Source organism: Pseudomonas sp. 1 R 17 (assembly GCF_900067035.1).
In the GTDB taxonomy this organism is placed as follows: domain Bacteria; phylum Pseudomonadota; class Gammaproteobacteria; order Pseudomonadales; family Pseudomonadaceae; genus Aquipseudomonas; species Aquipseudomonas marginalis.
The window spans coordinates 322,318-346,049 of sequence record NZ_FKLB01000058.1; the positions used below are offsets into that span (position 1 = coordinate 322,318).

Annotated in this window: 17 protein-coding genes; 6 read left to right on the forward strand and 11 right to left on the reverse strand. The window is 63.0% G+C overall.

The annotated features are described in order from the left end of the window. Positions 1-29 precede the first annotated feature (29 nt). The 4 genes from BFP99_RS22345 to BFP99_RS33750 all read left to right on the forward strand — a co-directional run bounded on the left by BFP99_RS22345 (position 30) and on the right by BFP99_RS33750 (position 2,115). Entirely contained in the window at positions 30-320 is a 291-nt protein-coding gene (locus tag BFP99_RS22345) for a DUF5629 family protein (RefSeq protein ID WP_065928081.1), read from the forward strand. Continuing rightward, entirely contained in the window at positions 307-1,482 is a 1,176-nt protein-coding gene (locus tag BFP99_RS22350; protein WP_065927981.1) for a lactonase family protein, read from the forward strand. Before BFP99_RS22345 ends, BFP99_RS22350 begins: the two co-directional genes overlap by 14 nt. Positions 1,483-1,638: 156 nt before the next feature. Continuing rightward, complete coding sequence (locus BFP99_RS22355; RefSeq protein WP_027608577.1) at positions 1,639-1,818, forward strand: hypothetical protein; 180 nt, start codon at positions 1,639-1,641, stop codon at positions 1,816-1,818. Between the two features lie 171 nt (positions 1,819-1,989). Then, the gene (locus tag BFP99_RS33750; RefSeq protein ID WP_256097795.1) at positions 1,990-2,115 is read left to right on the forward strand and encodes a hypothetical protein; all 126 of its coding nucleotides are present in this window, start codon (positions 1,990-1,992) and stop codon (positions 2,113-2,115) included. Here the strand turns inward: BFP99_RS33750 and BFP99_RS22360 are convergent. Genes BFP99_RS22360 through BFP99_RS22370 form a run of 3 tightly spaced genes read right to left on the reverse strand, consistent with a single transcriptional unit; the run spans position 2,112 to position 7,578 of the window. Next, positions 2,112-2,705, reverse strand: coding sequence for a glutathione S-transferase (locus BFP99_RS22360; RefSeq protein ID WP_065927982.1), 594 nt, complete (start codon positions 2,703-2,705; stop codon positions 2,112-2,114). The genes BFP99_RS33750 and BFP99_RS22360 overlap by 4 nt on opposite strands. Next, positions 2,702-6,340 (reverse strand): AAA family ATPase, encoded by a 3,639-nt coding sequence (locus BFP99_RS22365; protein ID WP_065927983.1) that lies wholly within the window; start codon positions 6,338-6,340, stop codon positions 2,702-2,704. The genes BFP99_RS22360 and BFP99_RS22365 overlap by 4 nt, the downstream gene beginning before the upstream one ends. Beyond that, positions 6,337-7,578, reverse strand: a complete 1,242-nt coding sequence (locus tag BFP99_RS22370) for an exonuclease SbcCD subunit D C-terminal domain-containing protein (RefSeq protein ID WP_065948227.1) — start codon at positions 7,576-7,578, stop codon at positions 6,337-6,339. The genes BFP99_RS22365 and BFP99_RS22370 overlap by 4 nt, the downstream gene beginning before the upstream one ends. A gap of 189 nt (positions 7,579-7,767) precedes the next feature. On the opposite strand from BFP99_RS22370, the gene BFP99_RS32985 reads away from it, so the two are divergent. Next, the gene (locus tag BFP99_RS32985; protein ID WP_141690808.1) at positions 7,768-7,995 is read left to right on the forward strand and encodes a hypothetical protein; all 228 of its coding nucleotides are present in this window, start codon (positions 7,768-7,770) and stop codon (positions 7,993-7,995) included. 275 nt (positions 7,996-8,270) lie between these two features. On the opposite strand, the gene BFP99_RS22375 is transcribed toward BFP99_RS32985, so the two are convergent. The 8 genes from BFP99_RS22375 to BFP99_RS22410 form a co-directional block, all read right to left on the reverse strand. Beyond that, positions 8,271-9,911, reverse strand: coding sequence for a BatD family protein (locus BFP99_RS22375; protein WP_065948228.1), 1,641 nt, complete (start codon positions 9,909-9,911; stop codon positions 8,271-8,273). Next, positions 9,908-11,647, reverse strand: a complete 1,740-nt coding sequence (locus BFP99_RS22380; RefSeq protein ID WP_065927986.1) for a tetratricopeptide repeat protein — start codon at positions 11,645-11,647, stop codon at positions 9,908-9,910. The genes BFP99_RS22375 and BFP99_RS22380 overlap by 4 nt, the downstream gene beginning before the upstream one ends. Continuing rightward, complete coding sequence (locus BFP99_RS22385; protein WP_065948229.1) at positions 11,644-12,732, reverse strand: vWA domain-containing protein; 1,089 nt, start codon at positions 12,730-12,732, stop codon at positions 11,644-11,646. The genes BFP99_RS22380 and BFP99_RS22385 overlap by 4 nt, the downstream gene beginning before the upstream one ends. After that, positions 12,725-13,219: a DUF4381 domain-containing protein gene (locus BFP99_RS22390; RefSeq protein WP_065927988.1), complete on the reverse strand. Its 495-nt coding sequence runs from the start codon at positions 13,217-13,219 to the stop codon at positions 12,725-12,727. The genes BFP99_RS22385 and BFP99_RS22390 overlap by 8 nt, the downstream gene beginning before the upstream one ends. Further along, the gene (locus tag BFP99_RS22395) at positions 13,216-14,148 is read right to left on the reverse strand and encodes a DUF58 domain-containing protein (protein WP_027608569.1); all 933 of its coding nucleotides are present in this window, start codon (positions 14,146-14,148) and stop codon (positions 13,216-13,218) included. Before BFP99_RS22395 ends, BFP99_RS22390 begins: the two co-directional genes overlap by 4 nt. 5 nt (positions 14,149-14,153) lie before the next feature. Further along, the gene (locus BFP99_RS22400) at positions 14,154-15,113 is read right to left on the reverse strand and encodes an AAA family ATPase (RefSeq protein WP_003174327.1); all 960 of its coding nucleotides are present in this window, start codon (positions 15,111-15,113) and stop codon (positions 14,154-14,156) included. A gap of 187 nt (positions 15,114-15,300) precedes the next feature. Continuing rightward, positions 15,301-17,871, reverse strand: a complete 2,571-nt coding sequence (locus BFP99_RS22405) for a S8 family peptidase (protein WP_065948230.1) — start codon at positions 17,869-17,871, stop codon at positions 15,301-15,303. 125 nt (positions 17,872-17,996) lie between these two features. Then, complete coding sequence (locus BFP99_RS22410; RefSeq protein WP_065927991.1) at positions 17,997-18,350, reverse strand: hypothetical protein; 354 nt, start codon at positions 18,348-18,350, stop codon at positions 17,997-17,999. 491 nt (positions 18,351-18,841) lie between these two features. Between BFP99_RS22410 and BFP99_RS22415 the strand changes: the two genes are divergently transcribed. After that, entirely contained in the window at positions 18,842-23,701 is a 4,860-nt protein-coding gene (locus BFP99_RS22415; protein ID WP_065948231.1) for an NAD-glutamate dehydrogenase, read from the forward strand. Positions 23,702-23,732 lie beyond the last annotated feature (31 nt).

A 23,732-nucleotide genomic window follows, 5' to 3' on the forward strand; every position in this document is an offset into this window, starting at 1 on the left:
GCGTCTTTATGAACTGATGAATGATCCTGATGACTGCCGACAACCTGAAAACCGTCCTTGAAGCCAGCGATATGCTTGAAATCGACGGGCTGCACGCCTTCGACTTCCAGCTCGTTGATGAAAAGCTGCTGATCACCGCCATGGACGGCCGTGCCGAAAAACGCTGGAGCTTCAGCACGGCGCAGGTGCAGGCCGCCACCTTCGACGAGCCCTTGCAAAGTTGGACCCTGACCGGTGAGTCGGGCGAGCACCGCCTGATCTGCATGAGCGCGTTCACCGGCAACAATAACGATGAGGACCCAGCCGATGATGATGCGTAAATTCTGGCCGCTGCTGATGGCCGGCAGTGTCGGTGCGATGTCGGTACACGCCGCACCGGCTGACACCTACGAGCTGTTGGTCGGCAGCTACACCGCCGGTACCAGCGAAGGCATTTACCGCGTGCAGTTCGACAGCCGCACCGGCCAATTCCAGGGCGCGCCGGTACTGGCGGCCAAGGCAGCCAACCCATCGTGGCTGACGGTCTCGAAGGATCAGAAACACCTGTTTGTGGTCAACGAAAACGGCCCAGGGCAGAAAGACGCAGTGGGGCGTGTGAGCAGTTACAGCATTGACCCGCAGAGCCACCAGTTGACCTTGATCAACCAGGTCCAGAGCCTGGGCAACGAGCCCACCCACTCCAGCGTCGCCGCTGATGGGCGCTACCTGTTCGTCGCCAACTATTCGGTGCTGCAAGATCCGGGCGGCAGCCTGGCGATCCTGCCGGTGGACGCCACCGGCAAGCTGTCGGCGCCCGTGCAGTTGAGCGGGCACCCCGCCAGCCGCGTGAACCCCGAGCGCCAGGCGTCCAACCATGTGCACTCGGTGGTGTCGTCGCCGGATGGCAAGTACGTGTTTGTGCAGGACTTGGGTGCCGACAAGGTGTTTGCCTACCGTTATGACCCCAAGGCCAACCACGAACTGCCGTTGACCCCGGCCAACCCGGCCTCGGTGCAATTGCCTCCAGGCAGCGGCCCGCGTCACTTGCTGTTCAGCGCAGATGGCAAGCATGCCTGGCTGACCACCGAGATGAGCGCCCAGGTCGCGGTGTTCGATTACCACGACGGTACGCTCACACAGACCCAGTTGCTGGACTATGCGCCGGGGCAGCCGGTGTCGGACAAAGCCGGCGCGGCGCTGCACGCGTCAAGCGATGGCAAGTTCCTCTACGTGAGCAATCGTGGCACGGCCAATCAGATCCTGGTGTTCAGCATCGACCCGGCCACTGCGCACCTCAAGCAGGTGCAGCAGCGCTCGGTGGAAGGCGATCACCCGCGAGAGTTCAGCCTGGACCCGAGCGGCAAGTTCCTGCTGATCGCCAACCAGAAAAGCAATGAAATCGTGGTGGTCGAACGCGACCCCAAGACCGGCCTGCTGGGTAAAACCGTGCAGAAACTGCCGATCGATGCGCCCAGCGACCTCAAGTTCCTGGTGCGTCAATAAGCCACAGGCCCCGCCATGCGGGGCCTGACCCTTAGTATTAATTGTATTAATAGCGGCTACTGTTTCAAAGCATTTCTAAGGTTCAACCCTCGGGCGTAAGTTGGGTTCCAAGGCCTTCCCCGGCCACCCAACCGAACGAACACAAGGGTTACCGACATGAACTTGAATCTCTTCTCCGTCATCGCCGCCTCCGCCGTTTCCGCCACCGTGGCCCTGCCTGCCGCTGCCAGCGTGGAAGTCAGCGGCAAAAAATCCAGCACCAGCGCCTACACCCAGAAATACCTGCAACAAAGCGCCAACTTCTACGCCGCCCTGGATCACAAGACCCAGCAATGAGCGCTGATTGACCCTGCACACAAGCAGACGCCAAACCACTGGAACGTAAACGCGCGTTCGAGTGGTTTGGCGTTTGTGCAGCTGTCGAAGAAAAAAATGAGGTAATGGCGCATTGCCATGTGTTTAAATTGACGCTTAAATATTGACGCGCTCTTTCATGGAATCGACAGCATGGCACTTCGACTCGCCGCACTTATCCTCGCCCTTTATTCCACCCCGATCCTGTCATCCGTGCAGTTGACGGACGGCGAACCGGAGATCGCTCGCGAGCGGTTGTTGAGTCTGATCGAAGGCTAAGCCTTCGCCATCACGCCGATAAACAGTGGCGATTGCAGGAATTCTTCCAACCAGCGTTGCAACGCTTTGTACGGCGTACCGGCAAACCATTCGCGGTCCACGTGGGCAAACTGCCGTATAAACGGCGCAAGCGCCATGTCCGCCAGGCCAGGGTGGTCGGCCAGCAGATAGGCGCGCTGGGCCAGCAACCCCTCGAGCTTCTGCAAGAACACCTCGCCTTCGGCTCGATAGTGTTCCACCGGCTGCTCGGGATAGCGCTCGGGGTACTTGTATCGATTCAAGTGATGTTTAAAGGTTGAATCGTTCTCGGCGATCAGCTCAAGTACCGCTGGATCCCCCTGCAATAACCAGTTATCCGGATCATGCCGGGCCAAGGCCCATTGCATGATCGCCAGGCTCTCGTCGATCACCACGCCATCCACCACCAGCACCGGCACCGTGCCCTTGGGCGACAGTGCCAGCATCTCCGCCGGCTTGGCCTTGAGGCTCACCTCGACAATCCGCACCGCCACCCCCGAGTAGCGCAGCGCCAGGCGTGCGCGCATCGCATAGGGGCAGCGCCGGAACGAATACAGCAGCGCCTCGCTCACTTGACCTCCAGGGTGCTCAAGCCATTGCCCTGGCGCTTGACCTGGATCTGCACCGGAATGCGCTCGTGCATTTCCTGTACGTGGGAGATCACCGCCACCTTGCGCCCCTGGGCCTGCAAGCCGTCGAGGGCGTCCATGGCCAATTGCAGGGACTCGGGGTCGAGACTGCCAAAGCCTTCGTCGATAAACAGCGATTCGATCTTCAAGGTGCTGGACGCCATCGACGCCAGGCCCAGGGCCAAGGCCAGGGACACCAGGAACGTCTCGCCGCCGGACAACGAATGCACCGAGCGCAGTTCATCGCCCATTTCCGTGTCCATCACCAGCAGGCCCAACATGCTGCCGCCGCGCTTGAGACGGTAGCGGCGCACCAGTTGGCGCAGTTGCACGTTGGCGTGGTGCACCAGCAGGTCGAGGTTGTAGGCCTGGGCAATCTTGCGGAAGGTATCGCCGGTGGCCGAGCCGATCAGTGCGTTCAGGCGTGCCCAGCGTTGCCACTCGTCATAGGCCTTGGCGATCTGTTCGGCCAGGGCACTGTTGGCGTCCTGGCGACGCTGGTCTTCGGACTGGCGCGCGCGCAGGTCGGCGCAGTGTTTTTCGCCGTCGGCCAAGTGTTGATTGAGCGCAGCCAGGGCGCCGTCGAGTTGTTCGGCGTCCAGGTTGCCGTTGTGCAGGGCCTGGTGTTCGGCGAGGCGTTGTTCGCGTTCCTGCAGCAATACCTTGGCTTGCTCGACGGCTTTTTCGCTGCTGTGCAGATGCTCGCGCAGCGTGGCGATGTGTGTGTCATCGAACGCCAGCAGACGCGCCAGGCCCTCGTCATCCAGCTCTGGGTGCAGGGCGCGCCATTCGTGGGTGCGGGTCTGGAGGGCCTGCTGCTCGGCTTCAAGGGATTGCCGGCGCTCCTGCCGGGCCTTGAGGTCGGCGGCCAGCTGGATCAGTTGGTTGCAGATGTCCTGCAACTGCTGGTTGGCGTCCGTCTCGCTCTGGCGTGCCTGCACCACGGCCTGTTCCAGTTGTTGTTGCCAGTGTTCGGCGCTGGCGTGCTCGCCCAGCAAGGCCCCGAGTTTTTCCTGGGCGGCCTGTCGCTGCGCGGCCAACTCGGTAAATTGCTGGTTCAGGGCCTCGAGCTGCTGTTGGCGATGCTGCTGGTGCGTGTGCTCTTTCTCGATGGCCTGCTGGCGTTCCTGCTGCTCGGCCAACTCATCCTTCTGATGGCCCAGTTGTTCAAGGCGTTGGCTGACCTGCTGGTCCAACTGCATAAAGGTCGCGGCCGGGTCGCTGCGCAAGCCTTCCAGGGTGTCGGCGGGGAGCAGGTTGGCGAAGGCGTTGAGTTCTTCGTCGAGGCGCTCGCGGTCGTTGGACAGCTCGCGCTGTTGATCCAGCATTAATTGGCGGGTCTGCTGGCTACTGTCCTGAGCGGCTTGCAGGTGTTGCTGCAAGCGCCCGGCGTTTTGCTGCAGGTTGAGCAGGGCGGCCTGGCGCTGTTCGTCCTGGGTGATGCTTTGGGTCAGTTGGCTGAGTTGCTGGGCCAACCAATGGCTGCGTTTGGCTGCGTCCTGATTGAACAGCGAGGCCGCCAGTGGGTGTGCGTCCAGGCTGGGCTGGAGCGCCTGCTGTTGGGTGACCAGGTGTTCCTGTTGTTGCAGGAATTCTTTCTGCTGGGCGATCAGGCCGCCGACTTCACCGCGCAGTTCGGTGAGTTTTTCCTTGAGGGTATCGACCGCTTTCTGCGCCGTGGCCTCTTCGTTGTCGTCGTGGCGCCCGAGGCTCTGCAGCAGGGCTTCGGGCTGGTGGTACGGGTGTTCATGGCTGCCGCACACCGGGCAGGGCTGGCCGTCCTGCAATTGTTCGCGCAATTCCTCGACGCTGGCGCTGCGGGCCAGGCGCTGGCGCTCCAAGAGTTGCTTGGTCACCGTCAGGGTCTGTTCAGCCACGGCCAGCTCGGCCTTGGTTTGCAGGCCGGTCTGGTTCAGTTGGTCGCGTTGCTGGGCGGCATCGGCGAGCTTTTGCGTGAGGGCAACGGCTTGCTGCTCCAGTTGCTGCTGGCTGTCCCACAGGCGTGACAGGTCTTCGAAGGCGCGCTGCTGCTTGCGATTGTCCTGCAACAGGCTGGCCAGCAGTTGCACCTGTTCGGCCACGGCATGGGGTTCGGCGCCGGCTTCTTGATACAGCAGGTCGAGGGCTTCGCGTTGCTGGGCAAATTTTTCTGCGGCGCTGGTAGCACGCTGTTCAAGTTGTGGCAGTTCGGCCTGGCCTTTTTTCAGGCGATTTCCGATCAGCATCAACTGTTGCAAGCGATCGCGGTAGGCGTTCCAGGCATCGCTGAGCGGGGCGAGGGCGCTGCTGCGTTCAAGTTCGGCGGCCAGGCGTTGCAAGCGCTCGGCAACGTGGGCGTGTTTGTCCTGCAAACCCTTGAGCAGCGTCTGGCCTTCGGCACAGGCGGCTTCGTGTTGCTGTTTTTCCTCGTTGCGCTTGGCCAGGTCTCTGGTCAGGTGGGCAAGGGTGTTTTGTGCTTCAAAGGCCTGGCGCAGCAACGGCACCGCATCGCCCTGGGCCTTGAGCGCTTCGGCCAGTGCCGCCTGGGCGGATGCCTGCTGCTGTTGGGCCTGCGCCTGGCGGGTATGCAATTCGGCCTGTTGCTCGATGTGCGCCTGAATCTGCGTAGCCAGCGGTGTGAGCAAGGTGTCGAGTTCGGCCTGGCGCGCAAACTGATGCCGCTGCGGCGCCAATTGGTCCAGGCGGCTCAGGTCTTGGCGCTGTGCATCCTGGCTGTCCCAATCGGCCTGTACGCGCTGGAGCTGCTCGGTGGCACTGCGCTGGCGGTCCTGCCATTCGCGCAGTTCCTTGAGCCAGGTGTGCTGCAACTCCAACTGCTTGAGCTGCGCCTGCTGGGTCTTGAGCTGCTGCTGGGCCGCGTCGAATTGCTGGTCCAGTTCGGCGCGCGCTTCAGGGGCCAGGGGCACTACGCCGGTAGCCTGGTCCTGCAGGTGTTTGTGCGTATCCTTGGCCTCCTTGGCCTTGTCGAATGCGCGGCGGCCGAGCTGGGTGTACAGCGCGGTGTCGGTGAGCTTTTCCAGCAGTTCGCTGCGCTCATTGTCGTTGGCCTTGAGGAAGGCGCTGAACTCGCTTTGCGCCAGCAACACCGCGCGGGTGAACTGCTCGAAGTTCAGGCCCAGGGCCAGTTCCAGCTGGGTTTTGTATTCGGTCTTCTGGCTGGCCAGCAGTTGGTCGCTGTCCAGGTCGATCAGGCTCTGCCGACTGTTCTGCAATTTGCCGCTGGCCTTGTCGCGGGCGCGATTGGCTTCCCAGCGCGCCCGGTAGCGACGGCCGCTGACACCGACAAAGTCCACTTCGGCGTAGCCGCCACCGGTGCCACGCCGGATCAGGGTGCGTGGATCGCCGATGGAAATATCGCTGTCGGCATCCGGCATCTTGGCCTGGCCGGTATCGCCCAGGCGTGGCACGGCGCCAAACAGCGCCAGGCACAGGGCATCGAGCAGGGTGCTTTTACCGGCGCCGGTCGGCCCGGTAATCGCGAACAGCCCGGCACTGGCCAGGGGCTCGGCAGTAAAGTCGATCTCGAACGGCCCGGCCAGGGAGGCGAGGTTTTTCAGGCGGATGGCAAGAATCTTCATGGCTGTTCACCTGCCTGTTGCACTTCCTGGAGCAGCACGGCGAAATCCTTCAAGGTCTGTTCATCCACTTCACTGCCGTAGCTGTCCTGCCAGGCACGGCTGAACAGCTCTTGCGGCGAGAGTTGATCGAGTTCGATAAAGCGCTCTTCGTCATGGGCATCACTGCCACGTTTACCCGCGTACTCGGCGGCGATACGCACCAGGCGCACGGCCTTGCCTTGTAGGGCGGTTTCGATCTGCTGGCGCAGGTCGGGCTGGGGCTCGTCCAGAAGTACGCGCACTTCCAGCCAGGGATGGCGCTGGGTTTCGGCGAGCAGGTCGATATCGGGCAGCTCTGCCAGCTGTTTAAGAATATCTGCCAGCGGCGCGGCTTCCAGGCGTTGCAGGTCGACCGAGCGGGGAATCAGCAGCGGTTCGACGCTCACCAGGCATTGGCCCTGGAACGTCACATCGAGAATCTGGTGCTTGTAGCCGATTTCGGAAAACGACAGTGGAATCGGTGAGCCGCTGTAGCGAATGCGCTCTTCGCCATTGACCTTTTGCGGCTTGTGCAAATGGCCGAGGGCCACATAGCCCACACTCTTGTCGAACAGTGTGGCCGGCAGCGCCTCGGCGTTGCCGATGATCAGGCTGCGCTCGGAGTCTTCCGACACCGAACCACCGGCCATGTGCGCATGGCTGATGGCAATCAGCGCCTGGCCTTTTTTGCGTTTGGCGTTGGCGGCGGCGATCAGCCATTCATGTACCTGGCCGATACCCTGCAGGTAGTCATCACCCAGGTGTGCACCGGTGACTTCGGCCGGGCGCAGGAACGGCAGCGCCAGGCACCACGCGGCGACCTTGCCCTTGGCATCCGGCAGGGGAATCAGCAGGCGTTCGGCATCCAACTGCCCGTCATCCAGCCACAGCACGCGGCCGAGCGCATGGGTGCGCAGGCGCCGCATCAACGGCGCGGGCAGTTCGATGCGCGAGCCGGAGTCGTGGTTGCCGGCGATCATCACAATGGTCAGCTTGGGGTTTTGTTCGTGGGCGCTGATGATGAAATCGTACAGACGCTCCTGGGCCTTGAGCGGCGGGTTGACGGTGTCGAAGATATCGCCGGCGATCAACAGCACATCGGGTTGCTGGGCCGCGATCTGGCGCAGCAGCCACTCGAGGAAGCAGGCGTGTTCGAAGTCGCGTTCCTGGCCGTGGAGGTTTTGGCCCAGGTGCCAGTCGGAGGTGTGGAACAGACGCAAGGCGAACTCCGTAGAGGAAAAGAGGATGAATGGCCGCCGAAAACAAAGCAGGGCGATAAAGCTGGAGAGTTTACCTGTAAATACCCTGTTACCAGGCGCGCTTGGAACTGACCGCTGATGAACATGCACTCAAAACAGGTCCCACCTGAAGGTGGGATACCTATGAACTGTTTGAAGGATAAATTGAATATGAGTGCAATTAATCCCGGTGGTGATCACCTTCTTTACTCGTTCACCTTACCTCCCGTACATCATCAGTCGCCGGAAAAAAAAAGCGAGCCAAAGGAAGCACCAATGAATCCCAGGGATTGGCTTGAAAGTGTGACCAATGAAAAGCGCGATCCAAAACTGGCTGAGGCTGGCGCTGATCACGCGCGGTCCATGGTCATGTGGTTCGAGTCCGGAAAACCCACATAAGGAGCCGATGCAGGAGTGCTCATCGGCATTGTCTGCCAATCAGCAAGGCCTGCTTTAACGCCTTTAGACGGTGGATGTCCTTTGATTGATTGTTTCCACGCCCCACGCGGGAATATTCAAAGGAGGGCGTCCACCCTGGATGCGGCCCGCCGCTCCGTCGGCGAGGCTATTGGCGCTGCTGATCAAATGCACGTCCTGCAATTTTAACGAACTATGGATTGCTGGCCTTTAACAATACAGGTCCCCCAGGCAGCACAAGTCAAATCTGGGAGGGCTTATTTGGGATACAGCGGCGGCAAACTGGTGGTGTCCGTCGCCGGGCCCTGCTCGCGCTCGGCCATGGGGATGGCCTTGACCGCACGCCACAGTTCTTCACCCAGCCAGTATTGACCGCTCTCGCTGTACAGCGCGCCATTGAGCCCATCCAGTGCATCCGACAACGGCACAAACCGTGCCGCCATATCCGCCAGGGTTTCCGGCTGTTGCCGCGCCCAGGCATCCAGTGCCTGGCGGGTGGCCTGGGGGTCGTTGGCCTGGGTGGCACGCTTGAGGTCGTCGAGCAGGGTGCGCGGGCTCGGGCCGGTTTGCGCGGCGCGCAGTACCGCCGGTTGCCGACGGGCCCGCCACCACAGGCCGAAGCCCAGCAAGGTGGTGCAGGCCAGGAGCAGGGTGCTGAGTTGCCACAGCCACAGGCGGCTGTCGTCCGGTGCGGTGATGATGGTCGGGATGGCCGGCGTGTCCACCGCCAGGCTGGGGTTGTTGGCCACTTGCAAGGTGCGGGCCGGCAGGCTGGTGCGTTCCAGATGGTCCTCGTGGGTGTTCCACCACACCACCTCGACGGCAGGCAGTTCCAGGGCGCCGACACGGTTGGGCACCAGGGCCTCACGGTCTTCGCGACTGCCGATCAGGCCACGGTCACTGGTCTGGTTGCCGAGCACCGGCTGGTCAGGGTAGCGGCGCAGGCCGTTGATGTCGGTGCTGGGCAGGGCCGGCAGTTGGGCGCTGGACAGGCCTTCGGCCTTGACGGTCAGGCTGCGGGTCAGGGAATCGCCGACTTGTACATGTTCCGGCTCCGGGTTCCAGCTCTCGGTGAGCGTGAGGCTGCGAGCCGGCAACCAGGGCGCATCGACGGGGTACAGCGCGGGCTTGGGCTTGACCGCCAGTGGCAGCGCCGCCGAACTCACATGGATCAGCTTGCCGGGCTTGGTGCCCTGCAGTGTGTTTTCCTGGGGCGGACGCGACTCCACCAGCGTGGCGCTGAATGTCTGCGCGGGAATCTCCAGGGTGCCGCTGTGCTGCGGGTAGATCGCGTAGCGGGTTTCGATCACGCCATGGCGGATGCTGTTGATGACCTTTTCATAGGTGCGCGACTCGCCCAACTGTTCGACACGGGCATCGGGGATCTGCAACGGCGTCAAGCTGCTGTCGTCATACAGCGACACCGAGTGGTACACGCGCACGGTCAACAGTGCCTGGGCCTGGACGTACACGCTGGTCTGGTCGAGGTTGGCTTCGACAAACACCGGGGCCAGCTCGGCGTTGGTGTCCTGGCTGGTGGTTTCCAGCACTTGCAGGCTGATCGGCTGGGTCGTGTACTCACCCACTTGCAGCGGCGGAATCACCACCGTGCCGTTCTGTTTGGGCAGCAGGGTAATGATCCAGCGGGTGGTCGCATGGTTATCGCCACCCAACGTCGTGAGTTGGTTGAGCTGGCGCGTGCCACTGACTTCGAATTGCGCATCCAGGGGCGACAGGTCGGGCTTGCCGAACTGGGTGACATCGCTGGATTCCACCGTCAGTTCCACCGTTTCCCCGGAATTGAGACGGTTGCGGTCGACGCTGGCGACCAGGCTGGCCGCCTGGGCGTGGCCTGCCGACAACGCGAGCAGAAGCAGAAGGGTGGTGCGGCGGCTCATCGAGTCTTGTCCTGATGCTGTTGCTGTTCGTACCAGAATTTGCGTCGCAGCAGTTCGCCGGGATTGTCCGGGATCTCCTGCAGCCATTGTTCCAGGGCCTGGCGGTGTTCACCGTCGAGGTTGGCGTCGGCAGCAAGCAGCGGCGGGGTGGTGGTGTGCTCATCGCCCAACTCGCTGCCCGGCACGTCGTTGCCAGCGGCTGGCGGCGGGGTGCCGGCCTGGGTATCGCCGGTGCCGGCTTCGCCCTGGCCCTGGGACGACTGCTCGCCACCTGTGGCATTTTGCCCAGTGGCGCCCGGTTGCGCAGTTTGGCCGGGTTGGGTGGTTTCGTCATCCTCGTTTTTTGCCTGCGTTTGCGGCTCGGGTTCTGTCTGTTCCTGGATCAGGGCTTCTACCAGGGCCTTGTTTTTCAGTGCCGGTTGCAGGTCGGGCTGGGCTTCCAGGGCTTGTTCGTAGGCGTCGATGGCCGCTTCGAGTTCACCGGACCTGGCCAGGGCGTTGCCGCGATTGTAGTGGGAATAGGCGTCATTGCCCTCGGCAAACCGCTTGATGGCCTCGGCATAGTTGCCGGCCGCGTACAGGGCGACGCCTTGCCACTGCGGATCCTGGAAGTGCTCTGCGGCCTCGGCGGGGCGTTTCTGCTTGAGCAGGTATTGGCCTTGCTGGTCTGGCCGCAGCCACAAATCCTGGAATTCAAAGGCATAGCTGGGTTGTGGCGCGCCCAACAGCAGCAGCGGTAAAAAGAACAACCAGCCGCGCCGCCCGGCGCAGGCGGCCAGCAGCAACAGCGGCAGCAGCAGCCAGTATCCCTGGTCGGCCCAGGTGTCGAGGTGCAGTAACTGGCCGTCGTTGCGCAGGGCTTGGGGCGGGTCCAGCACGCCGAGCTGGCGCAGGTCTTTATCGTCCAGGCGTGCGGCCCGGTAGCGGCCGCCCATTTCGTTGGCGAAGGCCTTGAGTGTCGGGCTGTCGAGGCGCGGTACCAGGATCGCGCCTTGTTCGTCCTTGAGGAATTCGCCGCTTTCCTGGGTCACCGGCGTACCCTCACGGCTGCCGATGCCCAGGATCGACAGGCTCGGCGCCTGGTTGCCCTGCAGCAGCAGGCGAATGCCCTGGCGTTCCTGTTTGGACAGCGATGAGCCGACCAGCAGCAGGCGACCCTGGCCCAGGCCGCCATGCTTGAGCAGGTCCAGGGCTTTCTCCACCGCCAGGTCGGCGCGGTGGCCGGACTCCGGCATGATCGAGGGGCGCAGGGCGTCGAGCAGGTTGCGGCTGGTGGCCAGGTCGTCCGACAGCGGCACCAGGGTGTGGGCGCTGCCGGCATACACGACGATGGCGGTTTGCGCATCGCTGCGCGCCTGCAACAAGTCATAGAGCTTGCGCCGTGCCTGTTCGAGGCGGTTGGGCGGGCTGTCGGTGGCGAGCATTTCCGGGGTCAGTTCGAGCAGCACCACCAACGGGTCGGAGGGTTTCTGGCTGGTTTGTTCAACCCGTTGCCAGCTGGGACCCAGCAACGCCAGCACCGCCAACAGCCAGGCGAGGCCCAGCAACACCCACGGCGATTTGCTTTCGCGCCCGCTGCCACCGCTGAGCAGTACGGCGTGAAAGGCCGGCGGCAGGATCATCTGCCAGCGCCCGGCGCGCTTTTGCCGATGCCACAGTTGCCACAGCAACCAGCCGAGCAGCGGCAGCAGCAACAGCCACCAGGGACGGAACCAATGCGGCCACAGGGCGATCATCGACGCCTCCGTAGACGCAGGCGTTTAAGGCGCTGGCGCCATTGCGGATGCTGTTGCAGGAAGATTCCCTTGCTCGACAGTTTGTTGAACCCGCGTTGCAGGGCGTTGTTTGGCCAGCGTTCGTGGATCACCAGCAACATGCTCAGGATCAGCGCCAGGGCCAGCGGTCCGCTGTACAGCGCCTGCGCCGGGCGTGCCTGGGTCGGTTGCTGTTCGACGGGCTCGAGCTTGTCCAGTGTCTGCTTGATCGCTTCCAGCTCCTGGCCATCGCGGGCACGGAAGTATTGGCCGCCGGTGGCCTCGGCAATCGCCCTGAGTGCCGGCTCGTCGAGGTCCAGGCTCGGGTTGACGCCAAGGATGCCCAGGGAACCGGTTTGCTCAGGGTCGGCGCCGATGCCGATGGGGTAGATCTTCACCCCTTCTTCGGCCGCCAGGCGCGCGGCGATCAGGGGCGCGATCTGCCCGGCGTTGTTGGCGCCATCGGTGACCAGGATCAGCACGCGGCTTTGCGCAGGCCGCTGACGCAGGCGTTTCAGCGCCAGGCCTATGGCATCGCCAATGGCGGTGTTCTTGCCGGCGATGCCGATGCGCGCCTCATCCAGCCAGGTGCGCACGGTGCGGCGGTCAAAGGTCAGCGGTGCCTGGAGGTAGGCCTGGCTGCCGAACAGGATCAGGCCCACGCGGTCGCCTTCGCGGCCTTCAAGGAAGTCGCCGAGCAGGTGCTTGACCAGGTTCAGGCGGCTGACGTCTTCGTCCTGCCAGTGCATGTCGGGAAAGTCCATGGAGCCGGACACGTCCACCGCCACCAGCAAATCGCGGCCGCTGGCGGCAATCGGCAGTGGCTCGCCCAGCCATTCCGGGCGCGCAGCGGCACTCAGCAGCAGCAGCCACAGCACCACGAAGGGCGCCTGTTGGCGCCAGCCCGGCAGGTTCACCCGCGCACGGCGGCGGGCCAGGCTTTCGAGATCGCCGAGGTAGCTGACTTTAAGGGCGGGCTCGCCGCTGTCGGCCGCCGGCAGGATGAACCGCATCACCCAGGGCAAGGGCAACAGGACGAAGATCCACGGCCAGGCGAACTCAAACATGTTTGCGAATCCAGGTGTCGACCGCTTGGGTCAGGCCGGCGATGGCCTTGTCGTCGAGTTTGCATTCGGGTTTGTAGGCACCCTCCACCAGCACCATCCAGCGCGTGAGGCCGGCGGCCGGGCAACGGTTGTCGAGGAATGCCAGCCATTTGCGGCCGTTGAGGGTATGGCTCTGGCTATAGGGATAGTCGTTGCGGCACAGGCGCTTGAGCAGGCCATTGAGCTGTTGCAGCCAGGCACCGGCGGGCGCGCCATCGTAGGGTTTGGGCATCAGCGCCAATTCCGCCAGGGCGGCGATGCGCAGCGGGTCCAGCGGCTGTTCGGCACGGGCCAGGGGGCGTCGAGTCGGCAAGAAGCGGCGCAGCGACCACAACCCCCAACCCAGCAGTGGGATTACCAGCAGCAACAGCCACCAGCCCGGCGCGGGTGGCCAGAAGCCGATGGGCGGCGGGGCGATCAGCGGTTGCAGTTGGTCGAGGCTGCTCATTGCTTTTTAACCGGGCGTTGCGGGTTGAGGTATTCGCGCAGTTGTTCGACCATTTCGCTCTGGGTGCTCAGGGGCATCAGCAGGATCCGCAGTTTCTGCGCGAGCAGTTCCCAACGGGCGATGCGCGCTTCGGCCTGGGCCTTGTAGGCCTGGCGCAAATCGAAGTTCAGCGTATCCAGTTCCAATTGCGCCCCGCGTTGCGCAAAACGCAGCAGCCCGGCGGCGGGGAGGGCGTGGTCCAGCGGGTCGGAGATCGGCAACAGCAGCAAGTCGCAATGGCGTGACAGCAGGCTCAATTGCTGCTCGGCGCCCTCGGTGAGGGCACGTTCGTCGCAGATCACGATTACCAGGCTGCCGGGACGCAGCACTTCGCGGCCACGGCGCAGGGCCATGCCCAGGGCGTCGGCCTCCGGGCGGCTTTCGGTGTCCAGGCTCTGGTTGACGCGCACCAGGCGGTTGAGCAATTGCAGCAGGCTTTGCTTGCTGCGGCGCGGCTTGATTTCGTAGTGCTCGTTGTCGCCAAACACCAGCCCGCCGACGCGGTCGTTATGCCCCAACGCGGCCCAGCCGATCAGGCTGGCGGCTTGAGCGGCGAGCACCGACTTGAACATCTGCCCCGAGCCGAAAAACAGCCGGCAACTTTGCTCCACCATGATGAAAATCGGCCGTTCGCGTTCTTCGTGGAACAGCTTGGTGTGCGGCTCCTGGGTGCGCGCGGTGACGCGCCAGTCGATGGTGCGCACGTCGTCGCCGGCCTGGTACACGCGCACCTGGTCGAAGTCCACACCGCGCCCGCGCAGCTTGGAGTGGTGCAGGCCGATCAGCGGGCTGCGCTGGCTTGGCGTGGAAAACAGCTGCACTTCGCGCACACGGTGGCGCATCTCGATCAGCTCGCTGAGCGTGACGCGCACCCCATCGCTTGCGTTCATCGACTTCAAGCGACGGCAACGACGTCGAGAATGCGTTGCACCACACGGTCCTGGTCAATCCCGGCCGCTTCGGCTTCGAACGACAGGATGATGCGATGGCGCAGCACGTCGAACAGCACCGCCTGGATGTCTTCCGGGCTGACAAAGTCGCGACCGGCCAGCCAGGCATGGGCGCGCGCGCAGCGATCCAGGGCGATGGAGCCACGGGGGCTGGCGCCGTAGGCGATCCATTCGGCCATTTCCGGGTCGAACTTGGCCGGGGTGCGCGTGGCCATGACCAGTTGCACCAGGTATTCCTCCACCGCATCGGCCATGTACAGGCCGAGGATTTCCTTGCGCGCGGCAAAGATCGCCTGCTGGCTGACGCGGCGCTCGGGCTTGGTTTCGCCGTTGAGGGCTTCGCCACGGGCCTGTTGCAGGATGCGCCGTTCGACGGCCGCGTCGGGGAAGCCGATCTTGACGTGCATCAGGAAACGGTCGAGCTGGGCCTCGGGCAGCGGGTAGGTGCCTTCCTGCTCGATGGGGTTTTGCGTGGCCATCACCAGAAACAGCGGGGACAGGTCGTAGGTACTGCGCCCGACGCTGACCTGGCGCTCGGCCATGGCCTCCAACAGCGCCGATTGCACCTTGGCCGGGGCGCGGTTGATCTCGTCCGCCAGCACCAGGTTGTGGAAGATCGGCCCTTGCTGGAACACGAAACTGCCGGTTTCCGGGCGATAGATCTCGGTGCCGGTGATGTCGGCGGGCAACAGGTCGGGGGTGAACTGGATACGATGGAACTGCGCTTCGATGCCTTCGGCCAGCTCTTTGATCGCCTTGGTCTTGGCCAGGCCCGGCGCGCCTTCCACCAGCATATGGCCGTCGGCGAGCAGGGCGATCAGCAGGCGATCGATGAGTTTTTCCTGGCCGAGAATCTGCGTAGAAAGAAAGGTTCGCAGCGCGAGCAGCGCTTCACGATGTTCCATCGATGACGGTTCCTGGAGAGATGAGCCTGTGCGTCATGTAACAAACGACAGCCTGGGGCGCCTACTTTAATGCATGGCAGGGGGTGGCGACTAACGGCACGCGGGGTATTTTTAGCAAAACTTGTAGGAAAATTGTGTGAGAGGCACAAAGGACGGCGAGCAGGCGTGTCCGCTCACCGCCTCTGCTTCAACGGCAGGGCACCCCGGGATGCCAAGGCTGGCTATGCACGGCAGAGTTGAGATCCGGGCGTTTGTCGAGGCTGTAGAAGTTCTGTTTGTAGGCCATGCCGTTGTACGACACCGCCTCTGCGTAGGTTGAATACACCTTGGTGGGCGACCACGCCGGAATGTCGCGGCAACTGCCCGAAGGTGGCGGGGCCTTGACGGTGATCGGTTTTTCCAGTCGCAGCGTACCGCCGCGCCCGTCACTGACCACGACACTGACGATGACGCGGGTATCGCCGGTGACCGCAGGGGCGGTGAGGGTGACGCTGCGGGTATTGCCGATGGTGCCGGTGAAGCCGGTCGGGCGCGTCCACGTGTAGCTCATCGCGTCGCCGTCAGGGTCGCTGGTGTTGGCGATGAAGCTCACGGCCTTGCCCGAATCGACCGTTTCGCTGCCCTGCAGGCTGCCGACGGGTGGGCGGTTGGCGGGGGTGCCGGTGGTCACCGTGAGGGTGTGGCTGGCGGTTGCGCGGCGATCGCGTTCATCGGTGACGGTCAGGGTGATGACGCGTGTTCCCGCCGTATTCGGAGCAATAAAGCTGCTGGATGCTTGCGCCGAAAAGTCCGGGTTGAAGCCAGTGGCCGCCCAGGCGAAGCGCAAGCCTTGGCCCGTGGAGGAGGCCCCCGATAGCAGCACCGCCTTGCCGGCCTCAACACTGGAAGGGCCGGTGATCCTGGCGACCGGCAGCCCGCTGCCGCAGGTGCCCAGGCGCCGCCAGGGTTTGGCGGCGCCGGTTTCAACAAAGTTCAGATCGGGGCGAGCGTTTTGCGTCCAGTGCGCCACTTGGTAGTTGTAACCGCTGTAGGAGACTTTTTCGCCAGCGGAGGCATATACCTTGCTCGCAATCCAGGGGGCGGCGCAGTCGCCGACCGGAGGCGCGTCAGGGGCCTTGATGGTCATGTTTTCCCTCAGGTTGAGGGTGTGGGTGCCGTCGGACACCGCCACGGAAATCGAGGTCAGGGTATCGGCGGTTACGGGCGGGGCGGTCAATGCCAAGGTCGGTCCATCCCCGTCCGGAGGGGTAAACCCGTCGGCATTCCAGCGATAGGTCAGCGGTTTTTGCGTGGGCGATTGCGCATAGACATGGCCGTTGAACGTCTCTCCCGATTTGGCTTGCTCGGGGATGGCCAGCCGGCCCGTGGGCGGTTGGCCGGCGCCGTCGGCAAGCAGTTTGCGGATGGCGGCCTCCAGGTCCGGTTGCACGCCAATCTCGGTACGGTTGCCGTTGGCTTGTGGATAGCCGGTCTCCACGAGGATTCTGCGCAGTTCCTTGGGGGCGAGATTGCCCAGGCCATTGGCCCGCGCCACACCTTGCAGCGATGCCATCACCCCGGCAATGATCGGGTTGGCGGAGGAGGTGCCGCTGTAGGTGTGGGTATAGGCGCTGGTGGGGTTGGCGGTGGTCCAGGTCGTCGTGGTGACGGAGCCGCCCCAACTGAACAGGTCGACGCGTCTGCCGTATTGGGAGTAATAGGCTCTCAAACCGCTCGTGGGGGACACGGCGCCCGCGTAGATGCTGCCGGAATCGAATCTGTTGCGATCAAAGTAGCCGTTGAAGTAGGGGTGGTCCAGGTTGATATTGCCGTTTGCCGCAGCCAGTACGACATGCACACCTTTTTCCATCGTCAGGTAGGTGATGATGTCGCGTACCATGCTGTTGTATTCCAGGGGCATGTAGCAGTTCTGGGTGCAGCCGACTGCTGGAAAGGGCGTGTAATTCATATGCACGCCCAGTTGCAACACATCGCCGGGGCTCAGTTGTTCGGCGGTTTGCAGCAATCGGCCGGGGCCATATTGCGAATAGCCCAGTTGTGCATGGGGCACGATGCCGGTGGTGCCGAAGCCGTTGTCCCTGGAGCCGATGGTGCCGACGCTGGCCGTGTCGTGGTAGCCAGTAAGAGCCCCTGCATCGACTTCCAGAAAAGGTTTGGGCAGGTCCACGTGGTTGTAGGCCCAATGATCGATCTCCGAAGAGATCACCCGCATGTTGTAGCCCTTGCCACCGGGTACGGTCCAGGCCTTCACCGCGTTTACACCGCCGATGTTGTAGGGCGGCACGGCTTGTCGGCCGAGCAGGTAGTGCTGGCGTCCGGTATGGTCCGGTATGCTGCCGCTCGCACTGCCTGCGATGGGTTCGGCCTTGTCGTCGTGCATGCCCTCCACCACGGGTTCAAAGTCGACGTCTTCTATGGCCGGGTCTTGCTTGAGTTGCTGGCGCAGTGCGTCAGCCTGCCTGTGGCTAAAGTGGCGCGTGTCGACGATGTAGTAGCGGTCCAGCCGATGGCGGCGCAGGGCTTCTGCATCCGCCAGCGTGCGGGCCTTGCTCGGCGTTACCAGCGGCTTGATGTTGGGCACGCGGTGCTGGAAGGTGCTGGAGGGGTCGACGAGGTCCTGAAGATTTCGCGACCTGGATCCGTCGTCTTTGATCAGCAGAATCAAGTGTGAATAGTCAGTGTTGGCTGCGGATGCCGCCAGCGCTGATGAAACCGTAGCCAAAAGGCCAATGGCCAGAAACTTGCTGAGGGATTTCATCGAGGCACCCGTGCAGTCACCGTTGCTTTGCTCAGCTAAGGCCGGAAACACGGGGCCGGGTACTGTTAGAAATAACAGTACCGACCAACGGTCAAGGGCATCGGTGAAGGCTGCGCCAGTGCGATTCAGGCGCGGATGTAGGTGCCGGTGCCCTTGAGGATGTTTTGCAGGGTTTGTTCCACTTCTGCCATCTCCGCTGCGGCGGTGGCGTGGGTTATCTCCAATTGGTCCTTGCCGCCCAGTGCATCGGCATCGCCCGCTGCCAGCTCTACCCGCAATGTCGTGTCGCTGAGGGTGACTTTCAGCCCATCCAGGGTCGACGGCTCATAGTCCCAGGTCAGTTCCACTTCGTCTTCGTCGGGGTAGCGGGTGAGCATGAACATCTCGCCGTTCCTGCCGTGGCAGCAGAGCATGGCCATGTTGTCTTCTTCGTCGTCGCACGGGGTGGCCATCAGGGCGTCGGTTTTCAGTTGCAGCATGGGGAATCCTGTCTGGGGTAGGGCGTTGCGTAGGCAATTGTGCCATTGCGGCGAATTTTGTGCTGCTTCCTGTGTCAGACCCAGCGCATGACCTGACGGGCAATACCGGTCATTTTCGGTACTCGGGGCGGGGAAAATAGCCGGTTTTTCTACCGGGAATTCCGGGTTGCCCAAGTCGCAACCCCACGCCTGCGTACCGATGACCGAATATGTCGCAGCATCGCAAGCACCCGGCTTCCCACACTCGTTAAGCTGCGCAACGGATGTGCACGTGCCAGGCGCCTGACCTGCCCGTCGTACCGTCACCCGGCAAGGTGCGCATCTTATGGAAGTTGTATGTGACTTCATTGTCTTGTCCAGCTTCACCCACCTGTCACCCTGATTCGTTTATGGTGCTTAACTCGTTACCTGCGAACAGAGCTGACGGTCTCCCCACCAGGGGATAACACGCGACGCTTCCATCAATAACAAGCCCAAGCGGAGTACCACAGATGGCGTTCTTCACCGCAGCCAGCAAGGCCGACTTCCAGCATCAACTGCAAGCGGCACTGGCGCAGCACATCAGTGAACAGGCACTGCCACAAGTGGCGCTGTTCGCTGAACAATTCTTCGGCATCATTTCCCTGGATGAACTGACCCAGCGTCGCCTTTCCGACCTGGCCGGTTGCACCCTGTCTGCCTGGCGCCTGCTTGAGCGCTTTGATCACACCCAACCGCAAGTGCGGGTCTACAACCCCGATTACGAACGTCATGGCTGGCAATCGACCCACACTGCGGTCGAAGTGCTGCACCATGACCTGCCATTCCTGGTGGACTCGGTACGCACCGAGCTGAACCGCCGTGGCTACAGCATCCACACCCTGCAGACCACCGTGCTCAGCGTGCGCCGTGGCAGCAAGGGCGAGTTGCTGGAAATCCTGCCCAAGGGCACCCAGGGCGAAGGCATCGAGCAAGAATCGCTGATGTACCTGGAAATCGACCGCTGCGCCAACGCCGCCGAACTCAACGTGCTGAGCAAAGAGCTTGAGCAGGTACTGGGCGAAGTGCGCGTGGCCGTGGCCGATTTCGAACCGATGAAGGCCAAGGTCCAGGAGCTGCTCGACGGTATCGACGTCAGCCCGTTCGGCATCGACGGTGAAGAAAAAGCCGAGATCAAGAACTTCCTGGAATGGCTGGTGGGCAACCACTTCACCTTCCTCGGCTATGAAGAGTTCGTGGTACGTGACGAGGCGGACGGCGGTCATATCGAATATGACGCCAGCTCGTTCCTCGGTCTGACCAAGCTGCTGCGCGCCGGCCTCACCGCCGACGACCTGCGCATCGAAGACTACGCCGTGTCGTACCTGCGCGAGCCGACCGTGCTGTCGTTCGCCAAGGCCGCGCACCCAAGCCGTGTGCACCGCCCGGCTTACCCGGACTACGTGTCGATCCGCCAGATCGATGCCGACGGCAAGGTGATCAAGGAATGCCGCTTCATGGGCCTCTACACCTCGTCGGTGTATGGCGAAAGCGTGCGCGTCATCCCGTATATCCGCCGCAAGGTCGCGGAAATCGAGCGTCGCTCGGGCTTCCAGGCCAAGGCGCACCTGGGCAAGGAGCTTGCTCAAGTCGTTGAAGTGCTGCCCCGTGACGACCTGTTCCAGACCCCGGTCGACGAGCTGTTCAGCACCGTGATGTCGATCGTGCAGATCCAGGAACGCAACAAGATCCGTGTGTTCCTGCGTAAAGACCCGTACGGTCGTTTCTGCTACTGCCTGGCCTATGTGCCGCGCGACATCTATTCCACCGAAGTGCGCCAGAAGATCCAGCAGGTGCTGATGGATCGCCTGAAAGCCTCGGACTGCGAATTCTGGACCTTCTTCTCCGAATCCGTGCTGGCGCGCGTGCAGCTGATTCTGCGGGTCGACCCGAAGAACCGCCTGGACATCGACCCGCTGCAACTGGAAAAAGAAGTGGTGCAGGCCTGCCGCAGCTGGCAGGACGACTACTCCAGCCTCGTTGTGGAAAGCTTCGGCGAAGCCCACGGCACCAACGTGCTGGCGGACTTCCCGAAAGGCTTCCCGGCCGGCTACCGCGAGCGTTTCGCTGCGCACTCGGCCGTGGTCGACATGCAGCACCTGCTCAGCCTCACCGAAGCCAACCCGCTGGTGATGAGCTTCTATCAGCCGCTGGGCCAGGTCTCCGGCCAGCGCGAGCTGCATTGCAAGCTGTATCACGCCGATACCCCACTGGCACTGTCCGACGTCTTGCCGATCCTGGAAAACCTCGGCCTGCGCGTGCTGGGTGAGTTCCCGTACCGCCTGCGCCATGCCAACGGCCGCGAGTTCTGGATCCACGATTTTGCGTTCATTGCCGCCGAAGGCGTGAACCTGGACATCCAGCAGCTCAACGACACCCTGCAGGACGCGTTCGTGCACATCGTGCATGGCGATGCCGAGAACGATGCGTTCAACCGCCTGGTACTCACCGCCGGCCTGCCATGGCGCGACGTCGCGCTGCTGCGTGCCTACGCCCGTTACCTGAAGCAGATCCGCCTGGGCTTCGACCTCGGCTACATCGCCAGCACCCTGAACAACCACACCGACATCGCCCGCGAGTTGACCCGGTTGTTCAAGACCCGCTTCTACCTGGCGCGCAAGCTCACCGCCGATGACCTGGAAGACAAGCAGCAGCGCCTGGAACAAGCGATCCTCACCGCCCTGGACGACGTCCAGGTGCTCAACGAAGACCGCATCCTGCGTCGCTACCTGGACCTGATCAAGGCCACCCTGCGCACCAACTTCTACCAGACCGACGCCAACGGCCAGAACAAGTCGTACTTCAGCTTCAAGTTCGACCCGCGCGCGATCCCTGAGCTGCCCAAGCCGGTGCCGAAGTTTGAAATCTTCGTCTACTCGCCCCGCGTCGAAGGCGTGCACCTGCGCTTTGGCAACGTGGCCCGTGGCGGCCTGCGCTGGTCCGACCGTGAAGAAGACTTCCGTACCGAAGTGCTTGGCCTGGTCAAAGCCCAGCAAGTGAAGAACTCGGTGATCGTGCCGGTGGGCGCCAAGGGCGGCTTCCTGCCGCGTCGCCTGCCACTGGGCGGCAGCCGTGACGAGATCGCGGCCGAGGGCATCGCCTGCTACCGCATCTTCATTTCCGGCCTGTTGGACATCACCGACAACCTCAAGGATGGCGCCCTGGTGCCGCCGGCCAACGTCGTGCGCCATGACGACGATGACCCGTACCTGGTGGTAGCCGCGGACAAGGGCACCGCGACCTTCTCCGACATCGCCAACGGCATCGCCATCGACTACGGCTTCTGGCTGGGCGATGCGTTCGCCTCCGGTGGTTCCGCCGGTTACGACCACAAGAAAATGGGCATCACCGCCAAGGGCGCGTGGGTCGGTGTGCAGCGTCACTTCCGTGAGCGCGGCATCAATGTGCAGGAAGACAGCATCACCGTGGTGGGCGTCGGCGATATGGCCGGTGACGTGTTCGGTAACGGCCTGTTGATGTCCGACAAGCTGCAACTGGTCGCGGCCTTCAACCACCTGCATATCTTCATCGACCCGAACCCGAACCCGGCCACCAGCTTCGTCGAGCGCCAGCGCATGTTCGAGCTGCCGCGTTCGGCCTGGACCGACTACGACACCAGCATCATGTCCGAAGGCGGCGGTATCTTCTCGCGCAGCGCGAAGAGCATTGCTATCTCGCCACAGATGAAGGAACGCTTCGACATTTCGGCCGACAAGCTGACCCCGACCGAACTGCTGAACGCCTTGCTCAAGGCGCCGGTGGACCTGTTGTGGAACGGCGGTATCGGTACCTACGTCAAGGCCAGCACCGAAAGCCACGCCGATGTAGGCGACAAGGCCAACGACGCGCTGCGCGTCAACGGCAACGAGCTGCGCTGCAAGGTGGTGGGCGAGGGCGGTAACCTCGGCATGACCCAGCTGGGCCGTGTGGAGTTCGGCCTCAATGGCGGCGGCTCCAACACCGACTTCATCGACAATGCCGGTGGTGTGGACTGCTCCGACCACGAAGTGAACATCAAGATCCTGCTCAACGAAGTGGTGCAGGCCGGCGACATGACCGACAAGCAACGCAACCAGTTGCTGGCGAGCATGACCGACGAAGTCGGCAGCCTGGTGTTGGGCAACAACTACAAGCAGACCCAGGCCCTGTCCCTGGCTGCGCGCCGTGCCTACGAGCGTGCCGCCGAGTACAAGCGCCTGATGAGCGACCTGGAAAGCCGTGGCAAGCTTGACCGCGCCATCGAGTACCTGCCGACCGAAGAGCAGCTCACCGAGCGCGCTTCTACCGGCAAGGGCCTGACCCGTCCGGAACTGTCGGTGCTGATCTCCTACAGCAAGATCGACCTCAAGGAAGCGCTGCTCAAGTCGCTGGTACCGGATGATGACTACCTGACCCGCGACATGGAGACCGCGTTCCCACCGAGCCTGGTGGCCAAGTTCGGCGAAGCCATGCGTCGCCACCGTCTGAAGCGCGAGATCGTCAGCACCCAGATCGCCAACGACCTGGTCAACCACATGGGCATCACCTTTGTGCAGCGACTCAAGGAGTCGACCGGCATGAGCCCGGCGAACGTGGCCGGTGCCTACGTGATCGTGCGCGACATCTTCCACCTCCCGCACTGGTTCCGCCAGATCGAAGCCCTGGACCACCAGGTCTCCGCTGACGTGCAATTGCAGTTGATGGATGAGTTGATGCGCCTGGGCCGTCGCGCCACGCGCTGGTTCCTGCGCAGCCGTCGCAACGAGCAGGACGCCGGCCGTGACACCGCGCACTTCGGTCCGCACCTGGCCGCGTTGGGCCTCAAGCTCGACGAACTGCTGGAAGGTCCGACCCGCGAAGGCTGGCAGACCCGCTACCAGGCCTACACCGAAGCCGGCGTGCCGGAGTTGCTGGCGCGCATGGTTGCAGGCACGACCCACCTGTACACCTTGCTGCCGATCATCGAAGCCGCTGATGTGACCGGGCATGACGCCGCCGAAGTGGCCAAGGCCTACTTCGCTGTCGGCAGCGCCCTGGACCTGCCGTGGTATCTGCAGCAGATCAGCGATCTGCCCGTGGCCAACAACTGGCAGGCCCAGGCCCGCGAAGCGTTCCGCGACGATGTGGACTGGCAGCAACGTGCGATCACCATTTCCGTCCTGCAAATGGCCGACGCGCCACAGGACATGGAAGCCCGCGTGGCCCTGTGGCTTGAGCAGCACAAGGACATGGCTGATCGTTGGGTCGCAATGATGGTGGAAATCCGTGCTGCGGTCGGCACGGACTACGCCATGTACGCGGTGGCCAACCGTGAGTTGCTGGACCTGGCGTTGAGTGGTCAATCGGTGTTGTAAAACAACGACTGGTACTGGAAGAATCCCTGAA

Bases quoted from the DNA above. Each gene is read 5' to 3' on its own strand.
- BFP99_RS22345 (WP_065928081.1), top strand. From the start codon at position 30: ATGACTGCCGACAACCTGAAAACCGTCCTTGAAGCCAGCGATATGCTT.
- BFP99_RS22350 (WP_065927981.1), top strand. From the start codon at position 307: ATGATGATGCGTAAATTCTGGCCGCTGCTGATGGCCGGCAGTGTCGGT.
- BFP99_RS22355 (WP_027608577.1), top strand. From the start codon at position 1,639: ATGAACTTGAATCTCTTCTCCGTCATCGCCGCCTCCGCCGTTTCCGCC.
- BFP99_RS33750 (WP_256097795.1), top strand. From the start codon at position 1,990: ATGGCACTTCGACTCGCCGCACTTATCCTCGCCCTTTATTCCACCCCG.
- BFP99_RS22365 (WP_065927983.1), bottom strand. From the start codon at position 6,340: ATGAAGATTCTTGCCATCCGCCTGAAAAACCTCGCCTCCCTGGCCGGG.
- BFP99_RS32985 (WP_141690808.1), top strand. From the start codon at position 7,768: ATGAGTGCAATTAATCCCGGTGGTGATCACCTTCTTTACTCGTTCACC.
- BFP99_RS22375 (WP_065948228.1), bottom strand. From the start codon at position 9,911: ATGAGCCGCCGCACCACCCTTCTGCTTCTGCTCGCGTTGTCGGCAGGC.
- BFP99_RS22380 (WP_065927986.1), bottom strand. From the start codon at position 11,647: ATGATCGCCCTGTGGCCGCATTGGTTCCGTCCCTGGTGGCTGTTGCTG.
- BFP99_RS22385 (WP_065948229.1), bottom strand. From the start codon at position 12,732: ATGTTTGAGTTCGCCTGGCCGTGGATCTTCGTCCTGTTGCCCTTGCCC.
- BFP99_RS22390 (WP_065927988.1), bottom strand. From the start codon at position 13,219: ATGAGCAGCCTCGACCAACTGCAACCGCTGATCGCCCCGCCGCCCATC.
- BFP99_RS22395 (WP_027608569.1), bottom strand. From the start codon at position 14,148: ATGAACGCAAGCGATGGGGTGCGCGTCACGCTCAGCGAGCTGATCGAG.
- BFP99_RS22400 (WP_003174327.1), bottom strand. From the start codon at position 15,113: ATGGAACATCGTGAAGCGCTGCTCGCGCTGCGAACCTTTCTTTCTACG.
- BFP99_RS22405 (WP_065948230.1), bottom strand. From the start codon at position 17,871: ATGAAATCCCTCAGCAAGTTTCTGGCCATTGGCCTTTTGGCTACGGTT.
- BFP99_RS22410 (WP_065927991.1), bottom strand. From the start codon at position 18,350: ATGCTGCAACTGAAAACCGACGCCCTGATGGCCACCCCGTGCGACGAC.
- BFP99_RS22415 (WP_065948231.1), top strand. From the start codon at position 18,842: ATGGCGTTCTTCACCGCAGCCAGCAAGGCCGACTTCCAGCATCAACTG.